Source organism: Paraburkholderia sp. AV2 (assembly GCF_054968425.1).
The window spans coordinates 28,996-55,947 of the sequence record NZ_JBANLK010000021.1 but is presented as its reverse complement, the minus strand read 5'-3'; the positions used below and the strand labels follow the sequence as shown (position 1 = coordinate 55,947).

21 protein-coding genes are annotated in these 26,952 nt (G+C 66.9%); 8 read left to right on the top strand and 13 right to left on the bottom strand.

All coding sequences use genetic code 11. The features are described from left to right. Positions 1 to 34: 34 nt before the first annotated feature. From yajC to queA, 3 genes are all read right to left on the bottom strand, one after another. Positions 35 to 364 (bottom strand): preprotein translocase subunit YajC, encoded by a 330-nt coding sequence (gene yajC / locus V8683_RS16345; RefSeq protein WP_027795805.1) that lies wholly within the window; start codon positions 362 to 364, stop codon positions 35 to 37. Positions 365 to 717: 353 nt separating this feature from the next. Continuing rightward, on the bottom strand, positions 718 to 1,917 hold the full coding sequence (gene tgt, locus V8683_RS16340) for a tRNA guanosine(34) transglycosylase Tgt (protein WP_411187006.1): 1,200 nt from the start codon (positions 1,915 to 1,917) through the stop codon (positions 718 to 720). Between the two features lie 146 nt (positions 1,918 to 2,063). Continuing rightward, positions 2,064 to 3,146, bottom strand: coding sequence for a tRNA preQ1(34) S-adenosylmethionine ribosyltransferase-isomerase QueA (gene queA / locus V8683_RS16335; protein ID WP_411187004.1), 1,083 nt, complete (start codon positions 3,144 to 3,146; stop codon positions 2,064 to 2,066). A 342-nt stretch (positions 3,147 to 3,488) separates the two neighbouring features. Here queA and recG point away from each other — a divergent pair, with 342 nt between their 5' ends. From recG to ubiA, 6 genes are all read left to right on the top strand, one after another. Then, a complete protein-coding gene (gene recG / locus V8683_RS16330; protein WP_411187002.1) occupies positions 3,489 to 5,822 on the top strand; it encodes an ATP-dependent DNA helicase RecG in 2,334 nt (777 codons plus the stop codon). A gap of 157 nt (positions 5,823 to 5,979) precedes the next feature. Then, complete coding sequence (locus V8683_RS16325) at positions 5,980 to 6,939, top strand: hydrogen peroxide-inducible genes activator (RefSeq protein ID WP_411187000.1); 960 nt, start codon at positions 5,980 to 5,982, stop codon at positions 6,937 to 6,939. A 159-nt stretch (positions 6,940 to 7,098) separates the two neighbouring features. Next, positions 7,099 to 7,221, top strand: a complete 123-nt coding sequence (locus V8683_RS16320; protein ID WP_411186998.1) for a hypothetical protein — start codon at positions 7,099 to 7,101, stop codon at positions 7,219 to 7,221. A gap of 81 nt (positions 7,222 to 7,302) precedes the next feature. Further along, complete coding sequence (locus tag V8683_RS16315) at positions 7,303 to 7,479, top strand: hypothetical protein (protein WP_411186996.1); 177 nt, start codon at positions 7,303 to 7,305, stop codon at positions 7,477 to 7,479. A 176-nt stretch (positions 7,480 to 7,655) separates the two neighbouring features. Then, positions 7,656 to 8,144 carry a Dps family protein gene (locus V8683_RS16310; protein ID WP_411186994.1) on the top strand — a complete coding sequence of 163 codons (489 nt, stop codon included), beginning with the start codon at positions 7,656 to 7,658 and terminating at the stop codon, positions 8,142 to 8,144. Positions 8,145 to 8,244: 100 nt separating this feature from the next. Then, entirely contained in the window at positions 8,245 to 9,108 is an 864-nt protein-coding gene (gene ubiA, locus V8683_RS16305; RefSeq protein WP_411186992.1) for a 4-hydroxybenzoate octaprenyltransferase, read from the top strand. Positions 9,109 to 9,136: 28 nt separating this feature from the next. Here ubiA and proC read toward each other — a convergent pair whose 3' ends face one another. From proC to V8683_RS16275, 6 genes are all read right to left on the bottom strand, one after another. Next, positions 9,137 to 9,952 (bottom strand): pyrroline-5-carboxylate reductase, encoded by an 816-nt coding sequence (gene proC / locus V8683_RS16300; protein ID WP_411186990.1) that lies wholly within the window; start codon positions 9,950 to 9,952, stop codon positions 9,137 to 9,139. A 15-nt stretch (positions 9,953 to 9,967) separates the two neighbouring features. Continuing rightward, a complete protein-coding gene (locus V8683_RS16295) occupies positions 9,968 to 10,666 on the bottom strand; it encodes a YggS family pyridoxal phosphate-dependent enzyme (RefSeq protein WP_411186988.1) in 699 nt (232 codons plus the stop codon). A 175-nt stretch (positions 10,667 to 10,841) separates the two neighbouring features. After that, on the bottom strand, positions 10,842 to 12,071 hold the full coding sequence (gene glcF, locus V8683_RS16290) for a glycolate oxidase subunit GlcF (protein WP_411186986.1): 1,230 nt from the start codon (positions 12,069 to 12,071) through the stop codon (positions 10,842 to 10,844). Between the two features lie 18 nt (positions 12,072 to 12,089). Continuing rightward, positions 12,090 to 13,178: a glycolate oxidase subunit GlcE gene (gene glcE / locus V8683_RS16285; RefSeq protein ID WP_411186984.1), complete on the bottom strand. Its 1,089-nt coding sequence runs from the start codon at positions 13,176 to 13,178 to the stop codon at positions 12,090 to 12,092. A gap of 96 nt (positions 13,179 to 13,274) precedes the next feature. Further along, positions 13,275 to 14,768, bottom strand: a complete 1,494-nt coding sequence (locus V8683_RS16280; RefSeq protein WP_411186982.1) for an FAD-linked oxidase C-terminal domain-containing protein — start codon at positions 14,766 to 14,768, stop codon at positions 13,275 to 13,277. Positions 14,769 to 14,858: 90 nt separating this feature from the next. Next, positions 14,859 to 16,274 (bottom strand): FAD-binding oxidoreductase, encoded by a 1,416-nt coding sequence (locus tag V8683_RS16275; RefSeq protein WP_411186980.1) that lies wholly within the window; start codon positions 16,272 to 16,274, stop codon positions 14,859 to 14,861. Positions 16,275 to 16,443: 169 nt separating this feature from the next. Between V8683_RS16275 and V8683_RS16270 the strand changes: the two genes are divergently transcribed. Together V8683_RS16270 and hmpA are read left to right on the top strand one after the other, a co-directional pair. Beyond that, on the top strand, positions 16,444 to 17,016 hold the full coding sequence (locus V8683_RS16270; protein ID WP_411186978.1) for a cob(I)yrinic acid a,c-diamide adenosyltransferase: 573 nt from the start codon (positions 16,444 to 16,446) through the stop codon (positions 17,014 to 17,016). Positions 17,017 to 17,117: 101 nt separating this feature from the next. Beyond that, complete coding sequence (hmpA, locus tag V8683_RS16265; protein WP_411190440.1) at positions 17,118 to 18,356, top strand: NO-inducible flavohemoprotein; 1,239 nt, start codon at positions 17,118 to 17,120, stop codon at positions 18,354 to 18,356. Positions 18,357 to 18,461: 105 nt separating this feature from the next. Here hmpA and aroG read toward each other — a convergent pair whose 3' ends face one another. The 4 genes from aroG to V8683_RS16245 form a co-directional block, all read right to left on the bottom strand. Further along, the gene (gene aroG / locus V8683_RS16260) at positions 18,462 to 19,535 is read right to left on the bottom strand and encodes a 3-deoxy-7-phosphoheptulonate synthase AroG (protein WP_411186976.1); all 1,074 of its coding nucleotides are present in this window, start codon (positions 19,533 to 19,535) and stop codon (positions 18,462 to 18,464) included. A 438-nt stretch (positions 19,536 to 19,973) separates the two neighbouring features. Next, the gene (gene tldD, locus V8683_RS16255; protein ID WP_411186974.1) at positions 19,974 to 21,440 is read right to left on the bottom strand and encodes a metalloprotease TldD; all 1,467 of its coding nucleotides are present in this window, start codon (positions 21,438 to 21,440) and stop codon (positions 19,974 to 19,976) included. A gap of 79 nt (positions 21,441 to 21,519) precedes the next feature. Further along, positions 21,520 to 22,359 (bottom strand): carbon-nitrogen hydrolase family protein, encoded by an 840-nt coding sequence (locus V8683_RS16250; RefSeq protein ID WP_411186972.1) that lies wholly within the window; start codon positions 22,357 to 22,359, stop codon positions 21,520 to 21,522. Between the two features lie 127 nt (positions 22,360 to 22,486). Beyond that, positions 22,487 to 26,890 (bottom strand): YhdP family phospholipid transporter, encoded by a 4,404-nt coding sequence (locus tag V8683_RS16245; RefSeq protein WP_411186970.1) that lies wholly within the window; start codon positions 26,888 to 26,890, stop codon positions 22,487 to 22,489. Positions 26,891 to 26,952 lie beyond the last annotated feature (62 nt).

The following is a 26,952-nucleotide window of genomic DNA, read 5'->3' as shown; positions in this document are numbered from 1 at the left end:
AGTGCGGCGGCCGGTCATGTTCGCGTGCGAGGGCTTACAGCGACTTGATCGTGCCCTTCGGCAGGATCGTCGACACCGACGACTTCTGCACGGTGACTTCGGTGCCGTCCGACACTTCGACGCCGACATACGCTTCGCCGACCTTCGTCACCTTGCCGACGATGCCGCCGCTGATGATGACTTCGTCGCCCTTGGCCATGGCCGCGAGCATGTTGCGGTGTTCCTTCTGGCGCTTCATCTGCGGGCGGATCATGATGAAGTACAGCACGGCGAACATCAGGATCAGCGGCAGGAAGCTCATCAGGCTGGATTCCGCGCCACCTGCTGCGGAGCCTTGTGCGAAGGCATTGGAAATAAACGACACGTTGGTCTCTCCGTTTATACGATCGGTACGATCAAAAATCGAGCCGGTTATTCTACCACCGGCGCAAGTCGTGACGGCGACGCGAAATGTGCTTTCCGATCAAGCTGTTAATGAGACTTGAAAGGAACTTGCACGCATTTCCCGGGCATTTCGCGCTGGATTTCGAATGGTTCTTCGGGGCCGTTGCGGTCCCCGGTGTGGCCCCGTTGTGGCCCCATTCGACGCTCCGGGCCGCCGTTTCGGAAAGTGGATTGTAAAGTCTGGCCGAGCTTAACCTGCGCCGACGGCCGCCGCCATCAGACAACTTCCAAACGGCGCGTCTTGCGCGGCCCGCTCGGGCGGGCGCCGCGCGGTCAGTCCACCCCGCGCGCGCGGTTCTCGTGGAAGCGCTGGCGGAACGCGGCAAAAGACTTCGTCTCGATCGCCTTGCGAATCTCGCCCATCAGTTCGAGGTAGTAGTGCAGATTGTGGATCGTGTTGAGCTGCGCGCCGAGAATCTCGCCAACGCGATGCAGGTGGTGCAGGTAGCCGCGCGTGAAGTTGCGGCAGGTGTAGCAGCCGCACTGCTCGTCGAGCGGGCGCAGCGAATTGCGGTGCACGGCATTGCGGATCTTGACGTCGCCAAAGCGCGTGAAGATCCAGCCGTTGCGCGCGTTGCGCGTGGGCATCACGCAGTCGAACATGTCCACGCCCGAGGCCACGCCCGCCACCAGGTCCTCCGGCGTGCCCACGCCCATCAGGTAGTGCGGCTTGTCGACGGGCAGCTTCGGCGCGATGTGTTCGAGCACGCGCATCATGTCTTCCTTCGGCTCGCCCACCGAAAGACCGCCGATCGCGTAGCCGTGGAACGGCATCTGCGAGAGGCCCGCGAGCGATTCGTCGCGCAGGTCCTCGAACATGCCGCCCTGGACGATGCCGAACAGCGCGTTCGGATTGCCAAGACGGTTGAATTCGTCGATCGAGCGCCTGGCCCAGCGCATCGACATGCGCATGGAGTCGGCGGCTTCCTGGTGCGTGGTCGGCACGCCGTTCGTCGCATAGGGCGTGCATTCGTCGAACTGCATGACGATGTCCGAATTCAGCACCTTCTGGATCTGCATCGACACTTCGGGCGAGAGAAACAGCTTGTCGCCGTTCACGGGCGAGGCGAAGCGCACGCCGTCTTCCGAGATCTTGCGAAGGTCGCCGAGCGAGAACACCTGGAAGCCGCCCGAATCGGTGAGGATGGGCCGGTTCCAGCCCATGAAGCGGTGCAGGCCGCCGTGTGCCTCGATCGTCTCCAGGCCCGGGCGCAGCCAGAGGTGGAAGGTGTTGCCGAGGATGATCTGCGCGTGCATCTCTTCGAGCTCGCGCGGCTGCGTGGCCTTGACGGTTCCGTAGGTGCCCACGGGCATGAAGATCGGCGTTTCCACGACGCCGTGGTTCAGCGTGACGCGGCCGCGGCGCGCGAGGCCGTCGGTGCCGAGCAGTTCGAATTTGAGGCCATTTTGGGGGCGTTCGCCCAGGTACGCGCCGTGTTCGGCGCGCGCGTTCGTTTGATGACCGTCGGTCATGCGTTGACTCCTGTGCCACCGGAAAATGCTTTGCATGGGACCGGAGTATGCGCTAAAGCGCCAACTCCGGATCGCAAGTCCGGCGCAGATGGTGAAACGCCGCCGCGCGCTCGTTGTCTCGCGCGACTGCATGGGAAAGGTGCGTGTTACTTGTTGAGCGCGTCGTCTGTTCGGGTCAGCAGCATGGCGTCGCCGTAGCTGAAGAAGCGGTAGCGCTCCTCGATCGCGTGACGGTACGCCGCGCGGATCGTCTCGACGCCCGCGAACGCGGAAACGAGCATCAGCAGCGTCGATTTCGGCAGGTGGAAATTCGTCACGAGCCGGTCCACCACGCGAAACCGGTAGCCCGGCGTGATGAAGATATCGGTTTCCGCCGAGGTCGCAGCCAGCGCGCGGCCTTCGTGCGCCGCGTCGCGCGCGGCAGCTTCGAGCGCGCGCATCGAGGTCGTGCCCACGGCAATCACGCGGCCGCCGCGCGCGCGCGTGGCCGCGATCTTGTCCACGAGCGACAGCGGCAACTGGTACCACTCGCTATGCATCTGGTGCTCGGCGATGTTCTCCACCCGCACCGGCTGGAATGTGCCCGCGCCGACGTGCAGCGTGAGGGTTGCGCGTTCGACGCCCATTGCGTCGAGTCTCGCCAGCAACGCCTCGTCGAAATGCAGACCGGCCGTGGGCGCCGCGACCGCTCCCGGATTCTGCGCGAACACGGTCTGGTAGCGCGTTTCGTCGGTCGAGTCGGCGTCGTGCGTGATGTAGGGCGGCAGCGGCAGGCGGCCGTGCGCTTCGATCAGCGTGAGGCAGTCGTCGGGGAAGTGCAGCGTGTAGAACGGTTCGACGCGCTCGCCCACCGTCACGTCGAAAGCGTCGGCCAGACGCAGCGTTGTGCCGGGGCCGGGGCTTTTGCTCGCGCGGATCTGCGCGAGCGCCGTGCGCGCGCCGGTCAGGCGCTCGACGAGCACTTCGATCTTGCCGCCGCTGGCCTTCTGGCCGAAGAAGCGCGCCTTGAGCACCTTGGTATCGTTGAATACGAGCAGGTCGCCCGGCGCGATGCATTCGGGCAGCTCGGCGAAGTGCCGGTCGGTGAGGCGCGGGGGCCGACCTGGTGACGGTGGTAGCGGCGCGCGGTTGTCGACCTCCAGCAGACGGCTCGCGCTGCGTTCGGGCAGCGCCGTCTGCGCGATCAGCTCGGCGGGGAGGTCGAAATCGAAATCGGAAAGCTTGAACATGCGGCCTGATGAAACAGATATGCAACGGAAGTCTGGCGTTGGGCGGGCGGCGGCCCCGGACGGCGCGCTCGATGCCCGAGGCGTTTGCCTTCGGCCCCGAGCGCCGGCTGGCGGCCGATCCCGGGCCGGAATGCCCGGTGGCGCGCTTGCGCAACCCGGTTGCATGGGACCGGAGTCAGCGTTGAGGCGCTAACTCCGGATCGACAACCGCTATGATTGCGGGACCGCCCCGGCCGGAACGGCAAGCGCTGGGCGCTCCGCCTGCAGGTCTTGCGGCCATGCCGGGTTTCGAGGCATGCCGCGCCACGCCGGAAAGCCGTTATTGTACTTGCGAAGCTGCTTATGCCCCCATCCGTCAGTCGTTTGATGTCCGAAACCGAAACTCCGGGCGATTCGCGCGAGCGCGCCGACGTGCCCGAAGCAGGAGACGGCGGTGCGGCGCGCAAGCGGGCGGGCCGCGCCGGGGGGACGAAGGGCGGAGCGAAAGGCGCGAAGGAAAGGCCAGCGGGCGAGCCGTCTTCCGCGGACGCGAGCGATGACGCGGCAGGTGCGCCCAAGGGCAAGAAGACGGGCAAGCCCGCCGTCACGAAAACCGCCGACCGCCTCGCGAAGCTCGGCCTCACGCGCGACATCGACCTCGTGCTGCATCTGCCGATGCGCTACGAGGACGAGACCACGCTCACGCCGATCGGCGAACTGCTGCCGGGCGGCATTGCGCAGACCGAAGGCGTGGTCTTCGACAACGAAATCGCCTACCGCCCGCGCCGCCAGCTACTCGTTAAGCTGCGCGGCGACCACGGAGACGAACTGATCCTGCGCTTCCTGAACTTCTACGGCTCGCAGGTCACGCAAATGGCGGTGGGCAAGCGCCTGCGCGTGCGCGGCGACGTGCGCGGCGGCTTCTTCGGCATGGAGATCGTGCATCCGGCCGTGCGCGTCGTCGATGGCGACACGCCGTTGCCGCAGGCCCTCACGCCGGTCTATCCGTCCACGGCCGGCGTGAGCCAGGCGTATCTGCGCAAGGCCATCGACAACGCGCTTTCGCGTGCTTCGTTGCCCGAACTGCTGCCCGAAGCCGTCGCGCGCGAATTCATGGAGCCGCTCGGGTTGCCGCTGCTGATGGAGGCGGTGAAGACGCTGCACCATCCTCCCGTCGACGCCGACGAAGCCGAGCTCATCGACGGCACGCATCCCGCGTGGACCCGCATCAAGTTCGAAGAGCTGCTCGCGCAACAGCTTTCGCTCAAACGCGCGCACGAAGAGCGCCGCACGCGTGCCGCGCCGGCCATGCCGTGTTTCAGGGCGGACGGCACGGATGCTGCGGACGCCGGCGCCGCCCCGCTGGTGGCGCGCTTGCGCGCCTCGCTGCCGTTTCAGCTCACCAACGCGCAGGAACGCGTGGTGGCGGAGATCGCGCGCGATCTCGAGCAGCCGCATCCGATGCAGCGCCTGTTGCAGGGCGACGTGGGCAGCGGCAAGACCGTGGTGGCGGCGCTCGCGGCCGCGCAGGCTATCGATGCGGGCTACCAGGCCGCGCTCATGGCGCCGACCGAAATCCTCGCCGAGCAGCATGCACGCAAGCTGCGTGGCTGGCTCGAACCGCTCGGCATCCAGGTGGCGTGGCTCGCAGGCAGCCTGAAGGCGAAAGAAAAGCGCGCGGCGCTCGAAGCCGCGGCGCTCGGCACGGCGAAGCTCGTGATCGGCACGCACGCAATCATTCAGGACACCGTGGAGTTCGCGCGGCTTGGCCTCGTGATCGTGGACGAGCAGCATCGCTTCGGCGTCGAGCAGCGGCTCGCACTGCGCGCGAAGGCGCAGAACGCGAAGTCCGCCGAGGACGGCGCGCGCGAGTTCCAGCCGCACCAGCTGATGATGTCCGCGACGCCGATTCCGCGCACGCTCGCAATGACCTACTACGCGGACCTCGACGTCTCCACGATCGACGAACTGCCGCCGGGGCGCACGCCGATTCTCACGAAGCTCGTCTCCGACGCGCGTCGCGAAGAGGTGATTGCGCGCGTGCGCGCCGCCGCGCTCACGGGGCGCCAGGTGTACTGGGTGTGCCCGCTGATCGAGGAAAGCGAAACGCTGCAGCTGCAGACGGCCGTCGAGACGTACGAAACGCTCGTCGCGGCGCTGCCCGAGCTCAGCGTGGGGCTCGTGCACGGCCGGCTTTCGTCCACGGACAAGGCCGCGGTGATGGACGCCTTCTCGCGCAACGAGGTTCAGCTGCTGGTCGCGACGACGGTGATCGAAGTGGGCGTGGACGTGCCCAACGCCTCGCTGATGGTGATCGAGCACGCCGAACGCTTCGGCCTCGCACAACTGCATCAACTGCGCGGACGCGTGGGGCGGGGCACGGCGGCGTCGGTCTGCGTGCTGCTCTACAGCGGGCCGCTCTCGCTTACCGGCCGGGCGCGCTTGCAGACCATGCGCGAGACCACCGACGGCTTCGAAATTGCGCGCCGCGACCTCGAAATTCGCGGCCCCGGCGAATTCCTCGGCGCGCGCCAGTCGGGCGCCGCGATGCTGCGCTTCGCGAATCTCGAAACCGACGGCTGGCTGATCGAGCCCGCGCGCGGCGCGGCAGAGCGTCTGTTGCACGGCTGGCCGCTCGTCGTGACGCAGCACCTGAACCGCTGGCTCGGTGCGCGCGAGCAATATCTGAAGGCGTGACGCGGGTCCACGGTCGCGCGGGAACTTGCTGCCTTCCAAATCGTCCGACTAATTCGCTGTTCCCGCCCGACTATGGGCGTTGAATATTGGCGAATCGCCGCCATAGGTGTATAAGTACAAGCTATTGATTCACCTTTTCTGATTGGTCCCCAAAGAAATGACGCTCACTGAACTGAAATACATTGTCGCGGTTGCTCGCGAGCGCCACTTCGGACGGGCCGCCGAAGCCTGTTTCGTCAGCCAGCCGACCTTGTCGGTGGCGATCAAGAAGCTCGAAGACGAACTGAACGTACAGATTTTCGAACGCGGCACGAGCGAAGTGAGCGTGACGCCCATCGGCGAGCAAATCGTCACCCAGGCGCAGCGCGTGCTCGAACAGACGCTGGCCATCAAGGAAATCGCCAAGCAGGGCAAGGATCCGCTCGTCGGTCCGCTGCGGCTGGGCGTGATCTACACGATCGGGCCGTACCTGCTGCCCACGCTCGTCAAGCAGATGATCAAGCGCGTCCCGCAGATGCCGCTGATGCTGCAGGAAAATTACACGCTCAAGCTGATCGAACTGCTCAAGCAGGGCGAGATCGACGTGGCGATCATGGCGCTGCCGTTCCCCGAGACGGGCCTCACCTTGCGAGCGCTCTACGACGAGCCGTTCGTCGTCGCGCTGCCTTCCGGCCACGCGTGGGAACAGCGCGAGAAGATCGACCCGGACGACCTCAAGCAGGAAACCATGCTGCTGCTGGGCAGCGGCCACTGCTTCCGCGATCACGTGCTGGGCGTGTGCCCGGAGCTGATGCGCTTCTCGCAGAACGCGGACGGCATCCAGAAGACCTTCGAAGGCTCCTCGCTGGAAACGATCCGGCACATGGTGGCGAGCGGTGTCGGCATTACCGTGCTGCCGCGCATGTCGGTGTCGGAAGTGAGGCCGCACGCGGGCGGCGTCGATTCGGGGCTGCTCTCGTACGTGCCGTTCGACGAGCCGGTGCCGGACCGGCGTGTGGTGCTGGCCTGGCGCAAGAGCTTTACGCGGATGCCGGCCATCGAGGCGATTGTCGATGCCATTCACGCATGCGAGCTGCCCGGCGTGAAGAAGATTGAGGCGCCTGCCGAGGTTGCCTGACGCGTGATCTGCGTGGCTGGCGCCCGGACCACTCAAACGGGAATTGGCCCCGAAAGTCTGCGGCTATCTGATTTATAAAATAAATCAAATTAAGTTAATAGATAGCCGTTGCTAAACTCCTCTTCACCGATACCCAATCGTGTCCACCAGGAGGAAGTCATGCAAAGCAACGTCCCCAGCGTTTCAGTTCCCGCCGCGCAGCCGACCCCTGCGTCCCCTGTCTTTACCGGCCTGCGCACCGTCGCGTTCTCGTTGCTCGTCGACCGTGCATTGAGCGCGTGACGGCTTGAGCCGCCGTCCACCTTTGCACGACAGCCGAACTTTCCCGCAGCGACAGCCTTGCATAAAACAGGAGAAACGATCATGACCCGAGTGATGACAATGACGCTCCACGCGGCCGGTTTTGGCCGCGCGGACGATGCCCGCGAGATGTTGGAGCGCGCGACCTTCATGCTGCGCCGGGGCGCCGGCCTCGCGATTTTTGCGGGCGGTGTGGCCGTGCTGATCGTGGAGGCGATCGTACGCCTGCACGGCGGCTGATCTGGCGGGAACGCGCGCTGCGGTTCCCTTGTCCGACAGAGAGGGCCAGATGGGTGTCTCTATCTGGCTGTATTCAACGATAAACCGACGTCCGTTCGACCCTACGCGGGTCGCCGCCGGGCAGGCGCGACCGGAAGGGTTCCCAAGGTTCGTCACACTACCAACAAGGAGTCGTCATGGCCAGGAAAGCAATCGTGCAGCACGTGAATATCGGTATCAGCGACAAGGATCGCAAGAAGATCGCGGAAGGCCTGTCGCGCCTGCTCGCGGACACTTACACGCTCTACCTGAAGACCCACAATTTCCACTGGAACGTCACGGGGCCGATGTTCAACACGCTCCACCTGATGTTCGAGACGCAGTACACCGAACTGGCCACCGCGGTCGATGCGATCGCCGAGCGCATTCGCGCGCTGGGCGTGGCCGCGCCGGGTAGCTACAAGGAGTTCGCGAAGCTCTCGTCGATCCCGGAAGCGGACGGCGTGCCGACGGCCGAAGAGATGATCCGCCAGCTCGTGGAAGGCCAGGAAGCCGTGGTGCGTACTGCGCGCGCCATTTTCCCGGCGACCGAGGCGGCCCACGACGAGCCGACCGCCGACCTGCTCACGCAGCGCATGCAGACACACGAAAAGACGGCGTGGATGCTGCGCTCGATGCTGGCTTAAGGGCTCAGGCAGCATTCGCGCGGGCGCGGGTTCGTGCGCGAGGCGACGGCGGGCGGCCGCGCTGACCTACAATAGCGGCATCGTTTTTCCCGCCACGATCATGTTCGCCCGACTCCCGCTCTATCTGCGGCTTGTCCGCATGGACAAGCCGATCGGCAGCCTGCTGCTGCTGTGGCCCACGCTCAACGCGCTCTGGATTGCCTCGAACGGTCGTCCGCCGCTTCCGCTGATCCTGATCTTCGCGGTGGGCACCGTGCTGATGCGCTCGGCGGGCTGCGCGATGAACGACTACGCGGACCGCGATTTCGACCGCTACGTGAAGCGCACCGCGGAGCGGCCGATCACTTCGGGCCGCATACACGCATGGGAAGCGGTGGTGATCGCAGTCGGGCTCGCGTTCGTCTCGTTCCTGCTCATCCTGCCGCTCAATACGCTGACAAAGCAGCTTTCGGTCGTGGCGCTGTTCGTGGCCGCGTCGTATCCGTTCACGAAGCGGTTTTTCGCCATTCCCCAGGCCTACCTGGGCATCGCGTTCGGCTTCGGTATTCCGATGGCTTTCGCCGCCGTGCAGGATCACGTACCGACTCTCGGCTGGATCATGCTGCTGGCGAACGTGTTCTGGTCGGTGGCCTACGACACCGAGTACGCGATGGTCGACCGCGACGACGACATCAAGATCGGCATTCGCACCTCCGCCCTGACGTTCGGCCGCTTCGACGTGCTCGCCATCATGCTCTGTTACGCCGTGACGCTCGGCATCTACGTCTGGATCGGCATCGCGCTCGGCTTCGGGCTGCTCTACTGGATCGGCTGGGCCGCGGCGGCGGGCTGCGCCGTCTATCACTACACCCTCATCAAGGGCCGCGAACGGATGCCGTGCTTCGCCGCGTTTCGCCATAACAACTGGCTGGGCGGCGTGCTGTTCGCGGGGATTGCCGCGCACTACGCATTCGCGGGAACTTGAGGCGCGCGGCCGGCCCGGGTCGGCCTGTTTACTGCTTGCCGAATTCTTCGCCCATTTCCTTCGCACGTGCGTCGGCGGCCAGCGCGCCGCGCACGATCGCGTCCTTGATCCCCGACGCATCGAACGAGGCCAGCGCGGCGGCCGTCGTGCCGCCCTTCGAGGTCACGCGCTCGCGCAGCACCGAAGGCGGTTCCTCCGATTGCAGCGCGAGCTGCGCCGCGCCGGTGAACGTGGCGATGGCGAGCGCGCGCCCCTGCTTTTCGTCCATGCCGAGCTGCCGCGCGGCCTCTTCCAGCGCCTCGATGAAATAGAACACGTAGGCCGGGCCGCTGCCGGAGATGCCCGTGACCGCGTCGATCTTCGACTCGTCGTCGAACCACACCGTTTGCCCTACCGCGCCGAGCACGTCGGAGGCGAGCTGGCGGCCTGCCGCGTCGACGCCGCCGCTCGCGACGAGACCGGTTGCGCCCATGCCGATCAGCGCCGGCGTGTTGGGCATCGTGCGGACGATGCGCGCATGGCCGCCCAGCCAGCGCGAGAGGTCTTCGATACGGATCCCGGCCATGATGGTGATCGCCACCTGATGCGGCGCGAGATGCGGCGCGAGCCCCTCGGCCACGGTCTTGGCGATCTGCGGCTTGACCGCGAGCAGCACGGCGTCGTACTGCGCGAGCGTCGCGTCGGCTGCCGCGCCGGTGAGCACGCCGAATTGCGCGGTATTGCGCTTGCGGACGTCTTCGTTCGGATCGATCGCGTACAGATTGGCGGCGGGCACGCCCTTGCGGATCAGACCGCCGATGAGTGCGGCAGCCATGTTGCCGCCGCCGATAAAGGCAATTTTCATGATGATGGAAAGTGATCAGTGAGAGTAATCGCGCGCGCCGAAGACCGCGGTACCGATCCGCACGATGGTCGCGCCTTCGAGCACGGCGGCTTCCAGGTCGGCCGACATGCCCATCGACAAGGTGTCCAGCGCAAGCCCGTCGGCGCGCAGCGCATCGAACAGTTCGCGTAGTTGCCGGTGCGGCGCGCGCTGCGCTTCAAGCGTGGGTTCGGGTTCCGGGATCGACATCAAGCCCCGCAGCCGCAGATTGGGCAGCGCGGCGATCGCGTGAGCGACCTGCGCTGCCTCTTGTGGCGCGACGCCGCTCTTGGTGGCTTCGCTGCTCACGTTCACCTGCAGGCAGACGTTGAGCGGCGCCATGCCAGCGGGCCGCTGCTCCGAGAGGCGCTGCGCGATCTTCAGGCGATCCACCGAATGCACCCAGTCGAAGCGTTCCGCCACAAGGCGCGTTTTGTTCGATTGCAGAGGCCCGATGAAATGCCATTCGAGCCCGGCGCGCAGGTCGGCCAGCGCCGCGATCTTGTCCACCGCTTCCTGCACGTAGTTTTCGCCGAATGCACGCTGGCCGGCCGTATGCGCGGCTCGCACGTCTTCCGCGGGGAATGTCTTCGAGACTGCGAGCAGCTCGACCGAATCCGGCTCGCGCCCGGCGTTGCGGGCGGCGGCGGCGATACGCTGGCGGACGGCTTCGAGGTTGTGAGTGAGATCGGTCATCGGATTGGGGCGGCCACCTTGTTGGCGCGGCGGCCGTTGAAACGAACCAGAGCGAACCAGGCAATGAATGTGGGCAATTATACGGACTGGGCCAGACGCGAAATATAGGCCGAACGGCCGGCTTTTTGCGTGCTGCGCGACGCGCTACGCTCGGACCGTGTTCGATTCCCTGCGCTCAGTTCGCCGCCAGCATATGCTCCACCAGCTCGATCCAGTGTGTGACCGGAATCGTCGTGCCGCTCTGCAGGTGCGCAATGCAGCCGATGTTCGCCGAGACGATGAGTTGCGGTTCGAGCGCCTTCAGGCGGTCGACCTTCTGGTTGCGCAGCGCGTAGGAAAGGCGCGGCTGCGTGATCGAATACGTGCCGGCCGAGCCGCAGCACAGATGGCTGTCCGCAGGCACGCGCACGTCGAGGCCCAGCGCGCCCAGCACCTTTTCCACGCCGCCGCGCAGTTGCTGGCCGTGCTGGAGCGTGCAGGGCGGATGCCACGCCACGGTCTGGATGCCGCGCCGGCGCGCGGCTGCCACGAGTTCCTCTTCGAACTCGGGCAGGATCTCAGAGAGGTCGCGCGTCAGCTCGGCGATGCGCCGCGCCTTGTCGGCGTAGGCGGGATCGTTGCGCAGCAGGTGCGCGTACTCTTTCACCGTCGCGCCGCATCCCGAGGCGTTCATCACGATCGCTTCCACACCCGCTTCGACGTAGGGCCACCAGGCGTCCACGTTGGCGCGCACGTCGTCGAGCGCCTCTTCCACGTAGCCCATGTGCAAACGGATCGCGCCACAGCAGCCGGCCTGCGGCGCGACCACGGTTTCGATGCCGAGCGCGTCGAGCACGCGCGCCGTGGCCACGTTGATGTTCGGCATCATCGAAGGCTGCACGCAGCCCGCGAGCATCAGCATCTTGCGCGCATGCTTCGCGGTCGGCCAGGCGAGCACGCGCTGGCGTACCGGCACCTTGTCGCGCAGGCGGCGCGGCAGAAGCGGGCGGATCTGCTGGCCAATGCGCATGGCCGGCGAAAACAGCGCGCGCCGCGGCAGAAAGCTGGCGAGGAGGCGCCGCACGATCCGTTGGCGCAGCGGCCGCGGCACCGTCTCTTCGGCATGCTTGCGGCCGATCTCGACGAGCCGTCCGTACTGTACGCCCGAGGGGCAGGTCGTTTCGCAACTGCGGCAGGTAAGGCAGCGATCCAGATGCGTGAGCGTGCTCTTCGTCACGGCCGCGCCTTCCACCATCTGCTTGATCAGATAGATGCGCCCGCGCGGGCCGTCCAGTTCGTCGCCGAGCAACTGGTAGGTTGGGCAGGTCGCCGTGCAGAAGCCGCAGTGCACGCATTTGCGCAGGATCGCGTCGGCCTCGTCGCCGTCCGCCGTGTTCCGGATGAAATCCGCGAGATTCGTCTGCATTGCCGCGTGCCGGTGATATCAAAAATCGGAGTACAGGCGGCCGCGATTGAAGATGCGGGCCGGGTCGAACGCGGCCTTCAGGCCGCGGTGGATCTTCATGAGCGGCGCCGGCAACGGCGTGAACACGCCAGCGCTGCGGTCGTACGCGTGGCCCGTGCGGAACATTGTTGCGTGGCCGCCCGCCTGCTTGGCCGTGATGCGCACGGTTTGCGCGTCGGTTTCGGTGATCCACCAGCGCTGGGAGCCGCCCCATTCCATCAACTGCACGCCGGGCAATTGCAGCGGTTCGGCGATCGAGGGCAGGGCGAGGCGCCAGAGCGCGGCATCCGGTGCGATGGCCGCGAAGAACGGATCGGTCTGCTCGCGCAGGCCGGCCCAGAAGCGTTCGGCCTCCACCGCGTCGACCACTTCGCCGCCCAGTGCCGCGCGCGCGGCTTTCACGGCGGCTTCCGCGCCCGCGAGCCGCACGGCGAGCGTGCCGTTGCGCCACGCGCTCGCCGTCATGGGGAGCGGACGGCCGCCCCATTCGTTGAGCTTGCGCACGGCGTCGGTGCCGTTCATGTCGAACTTGAGCGTTGTTTCGGACTGCGGCGCCGGCAGGACCTTGATCGAGAGTTCGAGGATCAGCCCGAGCGTGCCGAGCGAACCCGCGAGCAGGCGCGAGACGTCATAGCCAGCCACGTTCTTCACGACCTGGCCGCCGAAGTGCAGCACTTCGCCATGCCCGTTCATGATGACCGCGCCCAGCACGAAGTCGCGCGCCGCGCCCGCGAACGCCCGACGCGGTCCGGCGATGCCCGCCGCGATGCACCCGCCGAGCGTGGCCTGGGTACCGAAGTGGGGCGGCTCGAAAGGCAGCATCTGGTCGTGCGCCGCGAGGGCCGCTTCGATTTCCGTGAGCGGCGTACCGGCGCGCGCCGTGATCACGAGCTCGGCCGGGTCATAGGCGACGATGCCCCGGTGCACACGGGTATCGAGAATGGCTCCCTCGAGTGTCTGTCCGTACCAGTCCTTCGTGCCGCCGCCGCGTATGCGCAGTGGGCGGCCATCGGCACTCGCCGCGCGTACGCGGTCCGACCAGACGGCGACGATGTCGTCCTCTTCCATGGCGTGATTGTCGTTGTCGTTCGTTCGATTGTACCGGCCGGTCCCGTGCTGGCAACCCGGAGCGGACCCGCATCGTGCGTGGACCTCGAAGCGGGCCTAGAAGCGCGGCAGCTCGGGATGCGGCAACAGGTTCCCGCGCACGTGCATCCTGCCGTACTCCGCACAGCGGGCCCGGGTGGGGATGCCCTTGTCGGGGTTGAGCAGGCCGGACGGATCGAACGCGCGCTTGACCGCGTGGAACGCGTCGCGCTCCTGCGGCGAGAACTGCACGCACATCGAGTTGATCTTCTCGATGCCTACGCCGTGTTCTCCGGTCACGGTGCCGCCCAACTCGACGCAGGTTTCGAGAATGTCGGCGCCGAAGGCCTCGGCGCGGTGCCACTCGTCGAGGTCGTTGCCGTTGAAGAGAATGAGCGGGTGCATGTTGCCGTCTCCGGCGTGGAACACGTTAATGCAGCGCAAGCGGTACTGCGCTTCCATGTCGTGGATGCGCGCCAGCAGCGGGCCAATGCTGCGGCGCGGCACGGTGCCGTCCATGCAGTAGTAGTCGGGAGAGATACGGCCCGCTGCCGGAAACGCGTTCTTGCGCCCGGACCAGAAGCGAAGCCGCTCTTCCTCGCTGCGCGAGATCTGGATGCGTGTGGCGCCATGCTCGCGCAGCACGAGTACGGTGCGTGCGATTTCGTCGGCCACTTCCTCGGGTGTGCCGTCGGATTCGCACAGCAGGATCGCGGCGGCGTCGATGTCGTAGCCCGCTTTCACGAACTCTTCCACGGCTCGCGTGGCCGGCTTGTCCATCATTTCGAGGCCGGCCGGAATGATGCCCGCCGCGACGATGCCGGCTACGGCGTCGCCGCCCTTCACGACGTCGTCGAAGCTCGCCATGATGACCTGTGCGGTCTGCGGCCGCGGGATCAGCTTGACGGTGACCTCGGTCACGATCGCGAACATGCCCTCGCTGCCGATCATGACGGCGAGCAGGTCCAGACCCGGCGCATCGGGCGCGAGCGAGCCGAATTCGACGATCTCGCCGTCCATCGTGACCGCGCGCACGCGCAGGACGTTATGCACGGTGAGGCCGTACTTGAGGCAATGCACGCCGCCCGAGTTCTCGGAAACGTTGCCGCCGATCGTGCAGGCGATCTGCGAGGAGGGGTCGGGGGCGTAGTAGAGGCCGTAAGGTGCGGCGGCTTCGGAGACCGCGAGATTGCGCACGCCGGGCTGAACGGTCGCCGTGCGCGCGTAGGGGTCGACTTCGAGTATCCGGCGAAACCGCGCAAGCGAAAGCACGATGCCGTGCCGGATCGGCATGGCGCCGCCGGAAAGGCCCGTCCCCGCGCCGCGCGGCACGATGGGCACGTCGAGGCGGCGGCAGATCTGCACGATGCGCTGCACCTGCGACTCGGTTTCCGGCAGCGCGACCGCGAGCGGCAGGCGACGGTAGGCGGCAAGCCCGTCGCACTCATAGGCGACGGTGTCTTCTTCCCGATGCAGCAGGCAATGCGCGGGCAGCACCGCCATCAAGGCCTGCACGACTTCTCGCTGGCGTTGCGCGAGCACTTCCGGCGACACCTCGGCCGGTGCATTCATGTGTCCTCCCGTTGGTTCGCGCTGTTCCGTTGGCGCCGTGGGGCGCCTCTCAGGGGCAAGCCTTGTCGCTGCGTGGCGTTCGCGGGGCGCTCAGGCCGCCCACGAAAAGATTTTGCCCGGATTCATCAGGTTGTGCGGATCGAGCGCGTGCTTGATCGCGCGCATCGTGTCGACGGTATCGGCGCCGTGCTCGTCCACGAGGAAGCCCATTTTGTGCAGTCCCACGCCGTGTTCGCCCGTACAGGTGCCGTCCATCGCGAGCGCGCGCTCGACGATGCGGCGGTTCAGGCGCTCCGCTTCTTCGATTTCCTCGGGATTGTCCGCGTCGATCAGCATCGCGACGTGGAAGTTGCCGTCGCCCACGTGGCCGACGATCGGGCAGGGCAGCGGCGACGCCTTCAGGTCGGTTTCCGTTTCCACCACGCACTCGGCAAGCCGCGAAATGGGCACGCAGACGTCGGTCGTCACCGCGCGGCAGCCAGGCCGCAGTTGCAGCATGGCGAAGTACGCGCTGTGACGCGCGTTCCACAGACGGCTGCGGTCTTCGGGGCGCGTTGCCCATTCGAAGCCTTCGCCGCCGTTCTGCGCGGCGAGTTCCTGCACGAGCTGCGCCTGTTCCTCGACGCTCGCGGGCGTGCCATGGAATTCGAAGAAGAGCGTGGGCGCCTCGCGCAGCGTGAGGTTCGAATGGCGGTTGATGGCGCGCACGGCGAGCGAATCGATGAACTCCACGCGCGCGATCGGCACACCTACCTGGATCGTCTCGATCACGGTGCGCACGGCCTCGACCATCGAAGGAAACGCGCAGACCGCGGCCGATACCGCTTCCGGCTGGGGATAGAGGCGCAAGGTGATTCCGGTAATGACGCCGAGCGTACCTTCGGACCCCACGAAGAGGCGCGTGAGGTCGTAGCCCGCCGACGACTTGCGTGCGCGCGTACCGGTCTTGATGACGCGTCCGTCGGCCAGCACGGCGGTAAGCCCGAGCACGTTCTCGCGCATCGTGCCGTAGCGCACGGCGTTGGTGCCGGAGGCGCGCGTTGCCGACATGCCGCCGATGCTCGCGTCCGCGCCCGGATCGATCGGGAAGAAGAGGCCCGTGTCGCGCAGCGCCTCGTTCAGCGCCTTGCGCGAGATGCCGGGTTCGACGGTGACGGTGAGGTCTTCCGCGTTGATCGACAGCACGCGGTTCATCTGCGAGAGGTCGATCGAAACGCCGCCCTGCACGGCCAGCAGATGGCCTTCGAGCGACGATCCATTGCCGTACGGAATGATCGGCACGCCGTATTGCGCGCACAGCTTCACGATGGCCTGGACTTCCCCGGTGCTTTGCGCGAACACGACGGCGTCAGGCAATTGCGGGTCGAAGCGCGACTCGTCGCGGCCATGATGGGCGCGCACGGCTTCGGACGTGGAAACACGGTCGCCGAACGCACTGCGCAACTGGTCGAGGAGATCGGCGGGGAACGGGCGGCGTGCGGTGGCCGGCGGCGCGGGGTGATTCAATGGCGTCTCCTTCATCGAGGCATGTCTTGCCTGTACGTTGCTTCTGCGGTTCATTTTACGCTGAACGATGGTGCCCCTGCCGGCATGCCGGGTTTGCTGCGCCGCGTCAAATCTATAATGCCGGCAAGGCGCGTGCGGTGCGCGCGGACTCGCTTTCGGAGAACACATCATGGGCAATCGGCTCAGCAAAATCGTCACGCGCACTGGCGACGACGGCACGACAGGGCTAGGCGACGGCAGCCGCGTACGCAAGGACGACTTGCGGATTGCGGCCATCGGCGACGTCGACGAACTGAACTCGCAAATCGGCGTGCTGCTTTGCGAGACGCTGCCCGACGATGTGCGCGCCGCGCTCACGGAGATCCAGCATGACCTCTTCGACCTGGGCGGCGAGCTCTGCATGCCGGGACACACGGTCGTGACGGATGCGCATCTGGCACGGCTCGACGGCTGGCTCACTCACTACAACGCCGCGCTGCCGCCGCTCAAGGAGTTCATCCTGCCCGGCGGCTCGCGCGCGGCGGCGCTCGCGCATGTGTGCCGCACCGTTTGCAGGCGCGCGGAACGGACCGTGGTCGCCCTCGGAACCTCGTTACCGGCGGGCGAAACGCTGGCCCAGACACCGCGCCGCTATGTGAACCGGTTGTCTGACCTGCTTTTCGTGCTGGCGCGCGTACTCAATCGCGCGCATGGCGGCGACGACGTTTACTGGCGTCCCGACCGGGGTAGTTCGGCGGATTGAGGGGCGTCGCCGCGCGCGGTCGGAAGTCGCCGCCAGTAGCCGGATGGCCGGCGAATTCCCATGCGGCAAAATGACCAGGGTATACTCGAACTTAAACATGTATTGTAGATGCATCTTTAAGCCGGAGAACCCGAATGACTGTGCTTACCGCCGACCAGATGGCCCTCGTCAAGGCCACGGCCCCCGTCTTTGCCGAACATGGCGCCACCATCACGAAGCACTTCTACAAGCGGATGTTCCATGCGCATCCCGAACTGAAGAATCTCTTCAACCAGACGCACCAGCAAAGCGGCAGCCAGCCCGAAACGCTGGCCCGCGCGGTGTATGCGTACGCGGCGAATATCGACAATCTGGGCGCGCTCGGCGGCGCAGTCACGCACATCGCCCACAAGCATGCGAGCCTGAACATTCGCCCGGAGCACTATCCGATCGTGGGGCGCCATCTGCTCGGCGCCGTGGTCGACGTGCTCGGCGATGCTGTCGATCAGCCGACGCTCGACGCATGGACCGCAGCCTATGGCCAGCTCGCGCAGATCATGATCGGCGCGGAGGCGACGCTGTACGAAGGCGCATCCTGGAGCGGCTTCCGGCCGTTCAAGGTGGTTCGCAAGCAGATCGAGAGCGACGAGATCACGTCGTTCTATCTCGCGCCCGCCGATGGCGCTTCCGCCGGCGGTTTCGAACCGGGCCAGTACGTGAGCGTGACGCGCTTCGTCGATCGCCTTGGCGTCGATCAGCCGCGCCAGTACAGCCTCTCGGACGCTCCCCATGGCCGCTGGCTGCGCATCTCGGTCAAGCGCGAGGCGGGCCGCGAGCAGGTGGACCCGGGCCACGTGTCGAACCTGATGCACGACGGTGTCGAGGAAGGCGCGATCGTCCACGTGAGCGCGCCGATGGGCGAATTCACGCTCGACCGCAAGGCGGCAGCGCCTGTCGTGCTCATGAGCGGCGGCGTCGGCATCACGCCGATGGCGTCGATGCTCGCAACCCTCGTGGCCGAGGGCAGCGCGCGTCCCGTGACGTTCGTGCATGCGTGCCGCAATGGACGCGTGCATGCGTTTCGCGACTGGCTGCGCGATGTCGCCCGCGATCACGCGAACGTGCGCAGCGCCGTGTTCTATGAGGAGGTCGGGGCGAGCGATCGTGCGGGCGTCGATTACGACTACGCGGGACGCATGGACCTTGGACGCATCGAAGACGCCGCGCTGCCAACTGACGCCGACTACTACCTGTGCGGCCCCGTGGGATTCATGCGCGCGCAGCGCGAGGCGCTCGTCGCACGCGGTGTCGATCCGCAGCGTATCCGCACGGAGATCTTCGGTTCGGGCATGCTCGACTGAGCGCCACGTAGAAACGCCCGGCCGCAATGGCCGGGCGAGCTGGAGCAAGACCCCGGCGCGACGCCGGGGTTGCCGCATTCGCGAACGATGCGGCCCAGTTGTCGCTCAGTTACCGCTGCCGCGCGCGACGCGCCGCTGCTTGACGCTTTCCGCCAGCCCTTCGAGCACGCCCACGCTTTCGTCCCAACCGATACAGGCATCGGTGATGCTCTGCCCGTAGGTGAGCGCGCAACCTTCCTTGAGGTCCTGGCGGCCCGCCACGAGATGCGACTCGACCATCACGCCGATGATGCGCTCGTCGCCCGCGGCGATCTGGCGGCCGATATCGGCGCACACGGGAATCTGGTTCTCGTGCTTCTTCGAGCTGTTCGCATGGCTCGCGTCGATCATGAGGCGCGCGGCGAGGCCTGCTTTGCCGATGTCGGCGCACGCTGCATTCACGCTGTCCGCGTCGTAGTTCGGCACCTTGCCGCCGCGCAGGATCACGTGGCAGTCCTCATTGCCGGCCGTCGAGACGATGGCCGAATGGCCGCCCTTCGTCACCGAGAGGAAATGGTGCGGCTGCGATGCGGCCTTGATCGCGTCGACGGCGATCTTGACGTTGCCGTCCGTGCCGTTCTTGAAGCCCACCGGGCACGAGAGGCCCGAGGCCAGCTCGCGGTGCACCTGCGACTCGGTCGTGCGCGCGCCGATCGCACCCCACGAGATCAGGTCGGCGATGTACTGCGGGCTGATCATGTCGAGGTATTCGCTGCCCGCGGGCAGGCCCAGTTCGTTGATAGCGACGAGCAGTTCTCGCGCGGTGCGCAGACCGTCGTTGATCATGAAGCTGTTGTCGAGGTACGGGTCGTTGATGAGGCCCTTCCAGCCCACTGTCGTGCGCGGTTTTTCGAAGTACACGCGCATCACGATTTCGAGTTCGCCGGCGAAGCGTTGGCGCATCGGCTGGAGCTTCTGCGCGTACTCGACGGCTGCCTTGGTGTCGTGGATCGAGCACGGGCCGATGATCACGATCAGGCGGTCGTCCATGCCGTGCAGGATGCGGTGCAGCGACTGGCGCGTTTCGTAGATCAGGGTCGAGGCGGCCTCGGAGCACGGGAATTCGCGGATCAGGTGTGCGGGCGGCGTGAGTTCTTTCAGTTCCCGGATGCGGACATCGTCGGTGTTGTGCGGGGGCATGGTCGTTTTCTCCTGATCCTGTGTGTAGCGTGTCGGCGTCGATCAACGGTGGCGGCGCGGACGGTGCCTCAAAAAGCGGTTAGATGAAAATTGCGGCTCGTGGGTGTGGGGCGAAAGGACGAAAAAAAACCGCCAGGCTTGCTGGCGGTTTCTCGTGTATTCGGGGTTCTGCGCGTACTGTCAACCCTCTCGATCCGCCAGCGGTCTGAGATACCAAAAGAAGTAAAAGTAAAACTTCGTGGCGGTCATGGCGAAAGCGACAGTGAAATGCGTTCTGGAACGTGAAGTTCGTCGAAAAGGGTGATTGCCTTTATAACCCGGGCAAGCTCGCGCTGGCAAGCGCTGCGCTGCAAAAATGCGCAACATCCGCGCAATATCTCGATCAAGCGCAGAAATCCTGCGCGCCGGTGCGGGATTTCCGCATCGGCGCGCGTGAAATCAGACCGTGCCGCCCACCGTCATCCGGTCGATGCGCAGCGTAGGCTGGCCGACGCCCACCGGCACGCTCTGCCCCTCTTTCCCGCATACGCCCACTCCGGAGTCGAGCCTCATGTCGTTGCCGATCATGTTCACGTACTTGAGCGACTCTGGGCCGCTGCCGATCAGCGTGGCGCCCTTGACCGGATACGTGATCTTGCCGTTCTCGATCATGTAGGCCTCGGAGGCCGAGAACACGAACTTGCCGTTCGTGATGTCGACCTGGCCGCCGCCGAAGTTGACGGCGTAGAGACCGTTCTTCACCGAAGCGATGATCTCCCGCGGATCCTTGTCGCCGTTCAGCATGTAGGTGTTGGTCATGCGCGGCATCGGCAGGGCGGCATAGGACTCGCGGCGCGCATTGCCGGTTACCGGCATCTTCATGAGGCGCGCGTTGAGCGAGTCCTGAATGTAGCCCTTGAGAATGCCGTCCTCGATCAGCGTCGTGCACTGCGTGGCGTTGCCTTCGTCGTCGATGTTGAGCGACCCGCGGCGATTGGGCAGCGTACCGTCGTCCACGACCGTGACACCCTTCGCGGCCACCTGCTCGCCAATGCGCCCCGCGAACGCCGACGAACCCTTGCGGTTGAAGTCGCCTTCCAGCCCATGGCCGATCGCTTCGTGCAGCAGCACGCCGGGCCAGCCCGGCCCGAGCACCACGGTCATCGCGCCGGCCGGAGCCGGGCGCGCCTCCAGATTGACGAGCGCGCTATGCACGGCGTCGTCGACGTACTTGGAGAGGATGTCGTCGGTGAAGTAGCCGTAGTCGTAGCGTCCGCCGCCGCCGCCGTTGCCGATTTCGCGGCGGCCGTTCTGCTCGGCGATCACCGTGACGGAAACGCGCACGAGCGGGCGGATATCCGCCGCGAGGGCGCCGTCGCTGCGCGCCACGAGCACGACGTCGTATTCACCGGCGAGCGCCGCCATCACCTGGGTAATGCGCGGGTCGCGGCCCTTGGCCATCTGCTCGATGCGCTCGAGCAGCTTGACCTTTTCGGTGGCGTCGAGCGAGCCCAGCGGATCGGACGGCAGGTACAGGTCGCGGCCTGCGATGCCCTTGAAAGCGCCGGCCACCTTGATCTTCTGCTTGCCGCCGCCTGCCTTCGCGATCGAGCGCGTGGCGAGGGCCGCCTGGCGGATCGCTTCGGGCGAGAGATCGTCCGAGTACGCGAACGCCGTGCGCTCGCCGGAGACGGCGCGCACGCCGACACCCTGGTCGATGCTGAAGCTGCCCGATTTGACGATGCCTTCTTCGAGGCTCCAGGCTTCGCTGCGCGTGGCCTGGAAGTAGAGGTCGGCGTAATCGACGCGGTGGGTGAAGATCTCGCCGAGCGTGCGCGTGAGCACTGCCTCGTCGAGGCCGTAGGGCGTGAGGAGCACGTCCTTCGCGGTCGCCAGATTGCGGATGCCGGGTTCGATGATGTTCATGCGTGCAATAGGGAGGATCTGTTTCGGTAAATTCGGGCGGCGAGCGGTTTTATCAAGCCGTTGCGCTGCCCGGTTGCGCTCAGTTGCAGTCGAGGACGCGATGCCGCCATGCGGGCAAACTCGCACGCACGGCGGCGATGCGCTCGAGGTCGATGTCGCCGGCCACGATGCCGGGACCCTCGTCGAGCACGTCCAGCACTTCGCCCCATGGGTCGATCAGCATGCTGTGGCCCCAGGTGCGGCGGCCGTTCTCGTGCTGCCCGCCTTGCGCGGCGGCCAGCACGTAGCACTGGTTTTCGATGGCGCGGGCGCGCAGCAGCGTTTGCCAGTGCGCGCGTCCCGTGGTGTACGTGAAGGCGGACGGCACGACCATCAGCGCGCAGTCGCCCATGCGGCGGTACAGCTCGGGAAAGCGCAGATCGTAGCAGACCGACAGGCCGACGCGGCCAAACGGGGCCTCGAAGGTGCGCACCTCGGCGCCGGGCCGGATCGTGCGGGCCTCGTCGAACGACTCCGCGTCTTTCTCGAAGTTGAACAGGTGAATCTTGTCGTAGCGCGCGACTTCCTCGCCGCGCGTGTCGAACACGAGCGTCGTGTTCAGCACGCGGTTTTCCTCCGGCGCCGGGTCGGGCACGAGCAAGGGCAGCGTGCCGCCGATGATCCACACCTTGTTTTTCAGCGCGGCCTCGGCGAGAAACCGCTGGATTGGCCCATCGCCGTAGGGCTCGCGGACCGCGAGCTTGTCGCTGTCCTTGTGGCCCATGAAGCAGAAATATTCGGGCAGTAACACGAGGCGCGCGCCGGCCGCGGCCGCTTCGGCGATCAGGCGCCCGGCGTCGGCCAGATTGCGTTCGCGCTCGGGCGTGCTGATCATCTGCAGCGCGGCGACGCGGAACGGGGTAGGGGGGGAATCGCTCATCGGCGGCGTGTGAATTGGCTCGCGAAGTGGCTCATGAAGGTCGCCGCCCGGTGCGGCGCCCGGCGTGACCTGGTGCGACAAACAGGGCGGCTGGCCGGTACGGCGCGCACGGCGCAGGAGCGCATGTTCAATGCGCCGTGGCCGGCGACTGCGCGTTCATCTTACCCTGATCGCCGTGCAGCCGCTCGACGTGCGGTTTGGCCCAGGAGCCCGTGATTGCGTAGTCGATCGCGAACGCCGACTCGACGGTGTGCGAGAGCGCGAAGTCGGCGACGAGCGCGCCAAGGCCGATGAGCGGATTGATGACCGCCGCGGCGATCACGCCGGCGCCCAGGCTGACGGTCGGCTCCACGTGTACGCGCAGGTCCTGGGTCTCGTGGGCGAGGTCGACGCTGCCGCTCATCTGGGCGCGGGCCGGTGCGGTGATGAGCTTGAAATCGTTCGTGCGGCCGACGCCGTTTTCGATCACGCCCGTGCCCGTGACGCTCGTGAAGGGCAGGCCCTCGCCGATCACGTCGCGGAAGTCCGTGCTCGCGTAGCGCGCGAGGCTTTGCAGGCTCAGCACGCCGAGCAGTCTGGCCACGCCCGGATCGACCTTGAGGATCTGGCCGTGGCGCAGATCGACGGCAACACTGCCTTCGAGCGACGGGTAATCGATCTTCGTCGGGCCGCCGCGCCAGTCCAGCTTGCCGGACAACGTGCCTTCGCCGGCCTTGAGCGTGCGCGGCTTGCCCGCGCGTGCGAGCAGGGCGCCGGCATCCTTGATGTCGAGGCGGAATTCGAGCGCGGTGCGGCGCGGCGTCGCCGATTCGAGGTCGGGGCCGACGTCGCCGATCGAGCGCCAGTTGCCCGTCGCGGCGAGATGCGCGTCGGGGTTGTTGAGATCGAGCGTGTCGAGCTGCCAGACCGGCACGCCGTTCTCGTCGATATTGCGCGCGTTGACCTGCAGCCGGCCGAAATCGCGGCCTCGCACGATCAACTGGTTCACGACCAGGTCGATGGAGGGCATGTTCTGGGCGGGCTGCGAAATGGCCTGGCCGAGCAGGTCGTTTTCGGTCGCGGCGGGCACGACGAGGCGCGCGAGACGCGCCTCGAGCGTGCCCGGCGAGCCAGGGACGGCGCCGGGCTTCCAGGAGAGATGCCCGGAAACCTGGTTCGAGGCGAGGTTGGCCTGCCAGTCACGGCCGGTGCGCGTCGCGCCGACCACGACGTTCTCCCAGTGGCGCTTGAGCAGCGTGAGCGTGCCGACGTGTACCGCGAAGCGCGACGGCAGGAACTGGGCGAAGGCGCCGCCGGGCATGGGCGGGGCGGCGGCCGGCGACGAGGCGGCTTGTGCCGGGGGGGGGGCGGCCGGAGAGGCGGCGGTCTGCGCTGGGGCGGTGGCTGGCGGAGAGGCGACCTGCGCCGGGCTGGCGCCGCTGGCGGCGGCCGAAGCGCCACTGGCCGCGCTACCGGGGGCATTCGCCGCAACCGTCTGCGTGCTGCTCGCCGGAGTCGCGGCAGCCGCACTCGCGGCCGCCGTGCCGCGAATCTGCTGCACGACGCCGCGCCACGCGTCGGCATCGAAGGCGGGCATGTCGACGTTGGCGGTCACGCCGTCCGTCGGCAGATCGACGGGCCGGTTCATCGAGATCGCGCCGCGCACCACGTCGGGCACGTGGCCAGGCACGCGCCGCAGCACATACTTCGCGGCGAACGGCCCGAGCGTCACATCCGCATGCTGGAACGCGGCGGGATTGCCGGCGTCGCTGCCGTCGCCCGCGCCCGGCTGCAGTTCGAAGCGCAGCGGCATCGGCGTTCCGGCGGTCTTGCCGAATGGCGCGGGCAGATCGAGCGCAAGATCGGTCAGGTCCGACGAGGCCTTCACGTCGGGCAGATGGCCCTTCGTGCCGCTCACGCTGAGCGCATACGGCGCCTGCCCGCTCAGGCGGCCCAGCACGGCGGCCGCCGTGCCGCGCAGGTTCAGGCCGCGCGCCGCATCGACGGCGACGTTGCCCGATACGTCGAGCGCATAGCGGCCGTCTTCGCTCAGCCCGCCGTTGGCATGCAGGGCGCCGCCGAGGAAACGCGCGTTCAGCGCTTCGACCTGCGCGCTGTGGTTGCTGAAGCGGACCTTGCCCGTGAGATTCGAAACCGGCGGCACGTTGTCGGCCGTGAGCTGGTCGTTTTCAAAGCCTATCGTGCCCGCCAGCTTGACCTTGGGCTTGGGCACGCGCGGGATCGTGAGCTTGAGCGCAAGCGTTGCCGGTCCTTGCGCGCGCACCTTCGCGGTGGCGTGTTTCGACACGTAGCCGATCGAGCTGTTGTCCGCGTAGTCGAGCAGATCGGCAAGCGGGCCGCGACCGGCGCCGCTGATGAAAAGATCGGATCCCTTCGTGCCGAGGTCGTCGATGCGGCCGCTCACGTCGTGCAGGACGAAGCCGCGATAGTGGCCGCGCGCCACGTCGAAGCGCAGCTTGTTCTCGGCAAGCGTGAACACGCCGTCGATGCCGTCGAACGCGGGCCACACGTTGGGCGCGCCGTTCCTGAGCTTCTTCGGCGGGAACGGCGACGGGTCGAAGCGGCCGCCCGCGAACGGCGCGACGATGCGGAACTGGCCGGCATCGGGCGCGCGCGAGTAGGGGAACAGCGTGAGGTCGCCGTGGATCTCCAGCGTGGCGCCCTTCGAGACGCCGGCCTGCAGGCCGTGGCCGAGGTAGGTGCGCACCTTTTCGGAGAGGCTCGTCGGCAGGTAGCGCGGGATGGCCTTGACCTGGGCCGTCTCGAAGTCCGCTTTCAGGTCGAGCGCGCCGCGTCCGTGGCCGGGGTTCGTGTAGTGCGCGGTCATCTTCGCGCGCGCATCCTCGTTCGCGACACCCAGTTCCGAGACGTCCACCTCGAAGGCCTTGTGCGTGTCGCCCGGTTCGCGCTTCGGCGCCACGGTCCACTTGCCCGCGCCGTAAAGCCGGTCGAACGTGAGGCGCGGGTTGTCGAACACGCCCGGCAGCGTGACGGCGGCCTTGGTGGTGTCGAAGCGGATGGTGCCGTGCGTCTCGTCGGAGTCGATGCGGCCCCAGAGGTTCTCGAAGCCGGGCAGGCCCGCGCGCGGGTGGCCGCGCGGCGTGAGACCCGGCCCCGGCTCCTGCGCGTCCACGCTGATGCCCTGCAGGTCGGCCTTGAGCCGGTAGTGGATGATCGGCTCGGCGCTCGTCCCGCGTTGCTCGGTGGCGGCCTCGCCCGACTCCGGCGCGGCGCGCTCCAGTGCGAGGTCGTAGTTCGCGACGAGCCCCTGCGGATTGAAACGGATCAGGGCGTTTTCCACGCGGCCCGGCAGCGGCAGCGCGCGCATGAACTCGCCGAGGATGCCGAGGTCGATGCGGTCGCCCGCCACGCTGAAGAGCTGGCCGTGCTGCAGCGACTGCTGTCTCAGGCGCGCGTCGAGCATCGTGAGATCGAGCGTGCGCACGAGCGGCGTGCCGTCGTCGAGCGGCGGCTGGCCGAGCTCGGCGCGAAAGTCGCGCAACTGCACCGTGTAGTCGCCGGGCTGCACGCCCACGCGCCACTGGAAGTGCGCGACGGGCAGGTCGAGGCGCGGCTGGGTGGGACGTACCTGCAGCGAAACGGCGGTGCCGTCGACCACACCGTTCGCCGAGAGCAGGTGGCCCGCGGCGAAGTGCGCCCAGATGGTGTTGTCGATGCGGCCTGCATAAGTGGCGATCGGGATCTTGACGTAGCGGGCGAGCGTGGGCAGATCGACGGGGCCGGTGGAGAGATAGGCGTTGCCGGTCCAGTCGACGGGTTTGCCCCCTTGGGAGAAGCGCGAGTGGCGGAAGTGCGCGCGGAAGTCGAGCGGGCCGTCCAATACGGTGCCCTCGCTTGGCGCCTGCAGCGCGACGCGATGGTCGTAGCCGTCGTTGAGGATCGCAAGGCGGATATCGTGCAGCGCGAGATCGGGCACGTTGCGCGTGGCGTCGTGCCAGCGCAGCGTGCCGCCGCGCAGCACGATGGCCTCTTGGCGCATGAGCCAGGTCGTGAACGTGGCGTTGCCCGTATGGGCTGTGGGCACCGGCACGCCGGCCACGGTGAGCGTGCCGTCGTCTTCGCGGGCGATCGAGACGTCGGGGCGCTCGACCTCGACGCTCGAAAGCAGCAGCTCGAAGGAAACGAGCGAGCGCCAGGAGACGGTCACCGTGGCACGCGGCACGTTCAGCGCGATCGCGCCGTGGCGGTCGCGGATCGTGAGATCGGTGACGTCGATGCCGGGCTGGAAGCCTAGCCAGTGCGGCGTGAGCTTGCCGATGCGGAATTCCGCGTGGATCTTGCTGGAGACGAGGGCTTCGATGCGCGGCCGGACGTCGTTGACATAGGGCAGCACGATGTAGCGCAGCCCGAAGGTGAGCGCGGCGACGATGAAGTAGAGGACGAGCGCGAAGGCCGCGAGCACGCGCAACGTGTGGCGCAGCACCGGGTGGTGGTGCTCGGGCGCATCCGGGGTCGCCCGGCTGGCATGTCCGGTTTGATGCGGGCCGGCGGGATCGTTTCGCTCGGACATGCTGCTGCGGGTGGGGTATGGTAGCGTTGCGTTCTGACCACGAAATGTATCACATGGGGGCG

Coding starts and splice junctions, on each gene's coding strand:
- glcE (WP_411186984.1), bottom strand. CDS start 13,178: ATGGAAGAGGACGACATCGTCGCCGTCTGGTCGGACCGCGTACGCGCG.
- tldD (WP_411186974.1), bottom strand. CDS start 21,440: ATGAACATCATCGAACCCGGCATCCGCAATCTGGCGACCGCGAAGGAC.
- glcF (WP_411186986.1), bottom strand. CDS start 12,071: ATGCAGACGAATCTCGCGGATTTCATCCGGAACACGGCGGACGGCGAC.
- ubiA (WP_411186992.1), top strand. CDS start 8,245: ATGTTCGCCCGACTCCCGCTCTATCTGCGGCTTGTCCGCATGGACAAG.
- V8683_RS16280 (WP_411186982.1), bottom strand. CDS start 14,768: ATGAATGCACCGGCCGAGGTGTCGCCGGAAGTGCTCGCGCAACGCCAG.
- proC (WP_411186990.1), bottom strand. CDS start 9,952: ATGAAAATTGCCTTTATCGGCGGCGGCAACATGGCTGCCGCACTCATC.
- V8683_RS16250 (WP_411186972.1), bottom strand. CDS start 22,359: ATGAGCGATTCCCCCCCTACCCCGTTCCGCGTCGCCGCGCTGCAGATG.
- V8683_RS16310 (WP_411186994.1), top strand. CDS start 7,656: ATGGCCAGGAAAGCAATCGTGCAGCACGTGAATATCGGTATCAGCGAC.
- V8683_RS16245 (WP_411186970.1), bottom strand. CDS start 26,890: ATGTCCGAGCGAAACGATCCCGCCGGCCCGCATCAAACCGGACATGCC.
- aroG (WP_411186976.1), bottom strand. CDS start 19,535: ATGCCCCCGCACAACACCGACGATGTCCGCATCCGGGAACTGAAAGAA.
- recG (WP_411187002.1), top strand. CDS start 3,489: ATGCCCCCATCCGTCAGTCGTTTGATGTCCGAAACCGAAACTCCGGGC.
- V8683_RS16270 (WP_411186978.1), top strand. CDS start 16,444: ATGGGCAATCGGCTCAGCAAAATCGTCACGCGCACTGGCGACGACGGC.
- V8683_RS16320 (WP_411186998.1), top strand. CDS start 7,099: ATGCAAAGCAACGTCCCCAGCGTTTCAGTTCCCGCCGCGCAGCCGACC.
- V8683_RS16325 (WP_411187000.1), top strand. CDS start 5,980: ATGACGCTCACTGAACTGAAATACATTGTCGCGGTTGCTCGCGAGCGC.
- V8683_RS16295 (WP_411186988.1), bottom strand. CDS start 10,666: ATGACCGATCTCACTCACAACCTCGAAGCCGTCCGCCAGCGTATCGCC.
- tgt (WP_411187006.1), bottom strand. CDS start 1,917: ATGACCGACGGTCATCAAACGAACGCGCGCGCCGAACACGGCGCGTAC.
- queA (WP_411187004.1), bottom strand. CDS start 3,146: ATGTTCAAGCTTTCCGATTTCGATTTCGACCTCCCCGCCGAGCTGATC.
- V8683_RS16315 (WP_411186996.1), top strand. CDS start 7,303: ATGACCCGAGTGATGACAATGACGCTCCACGCGGCCGGTTTTGGCCGC.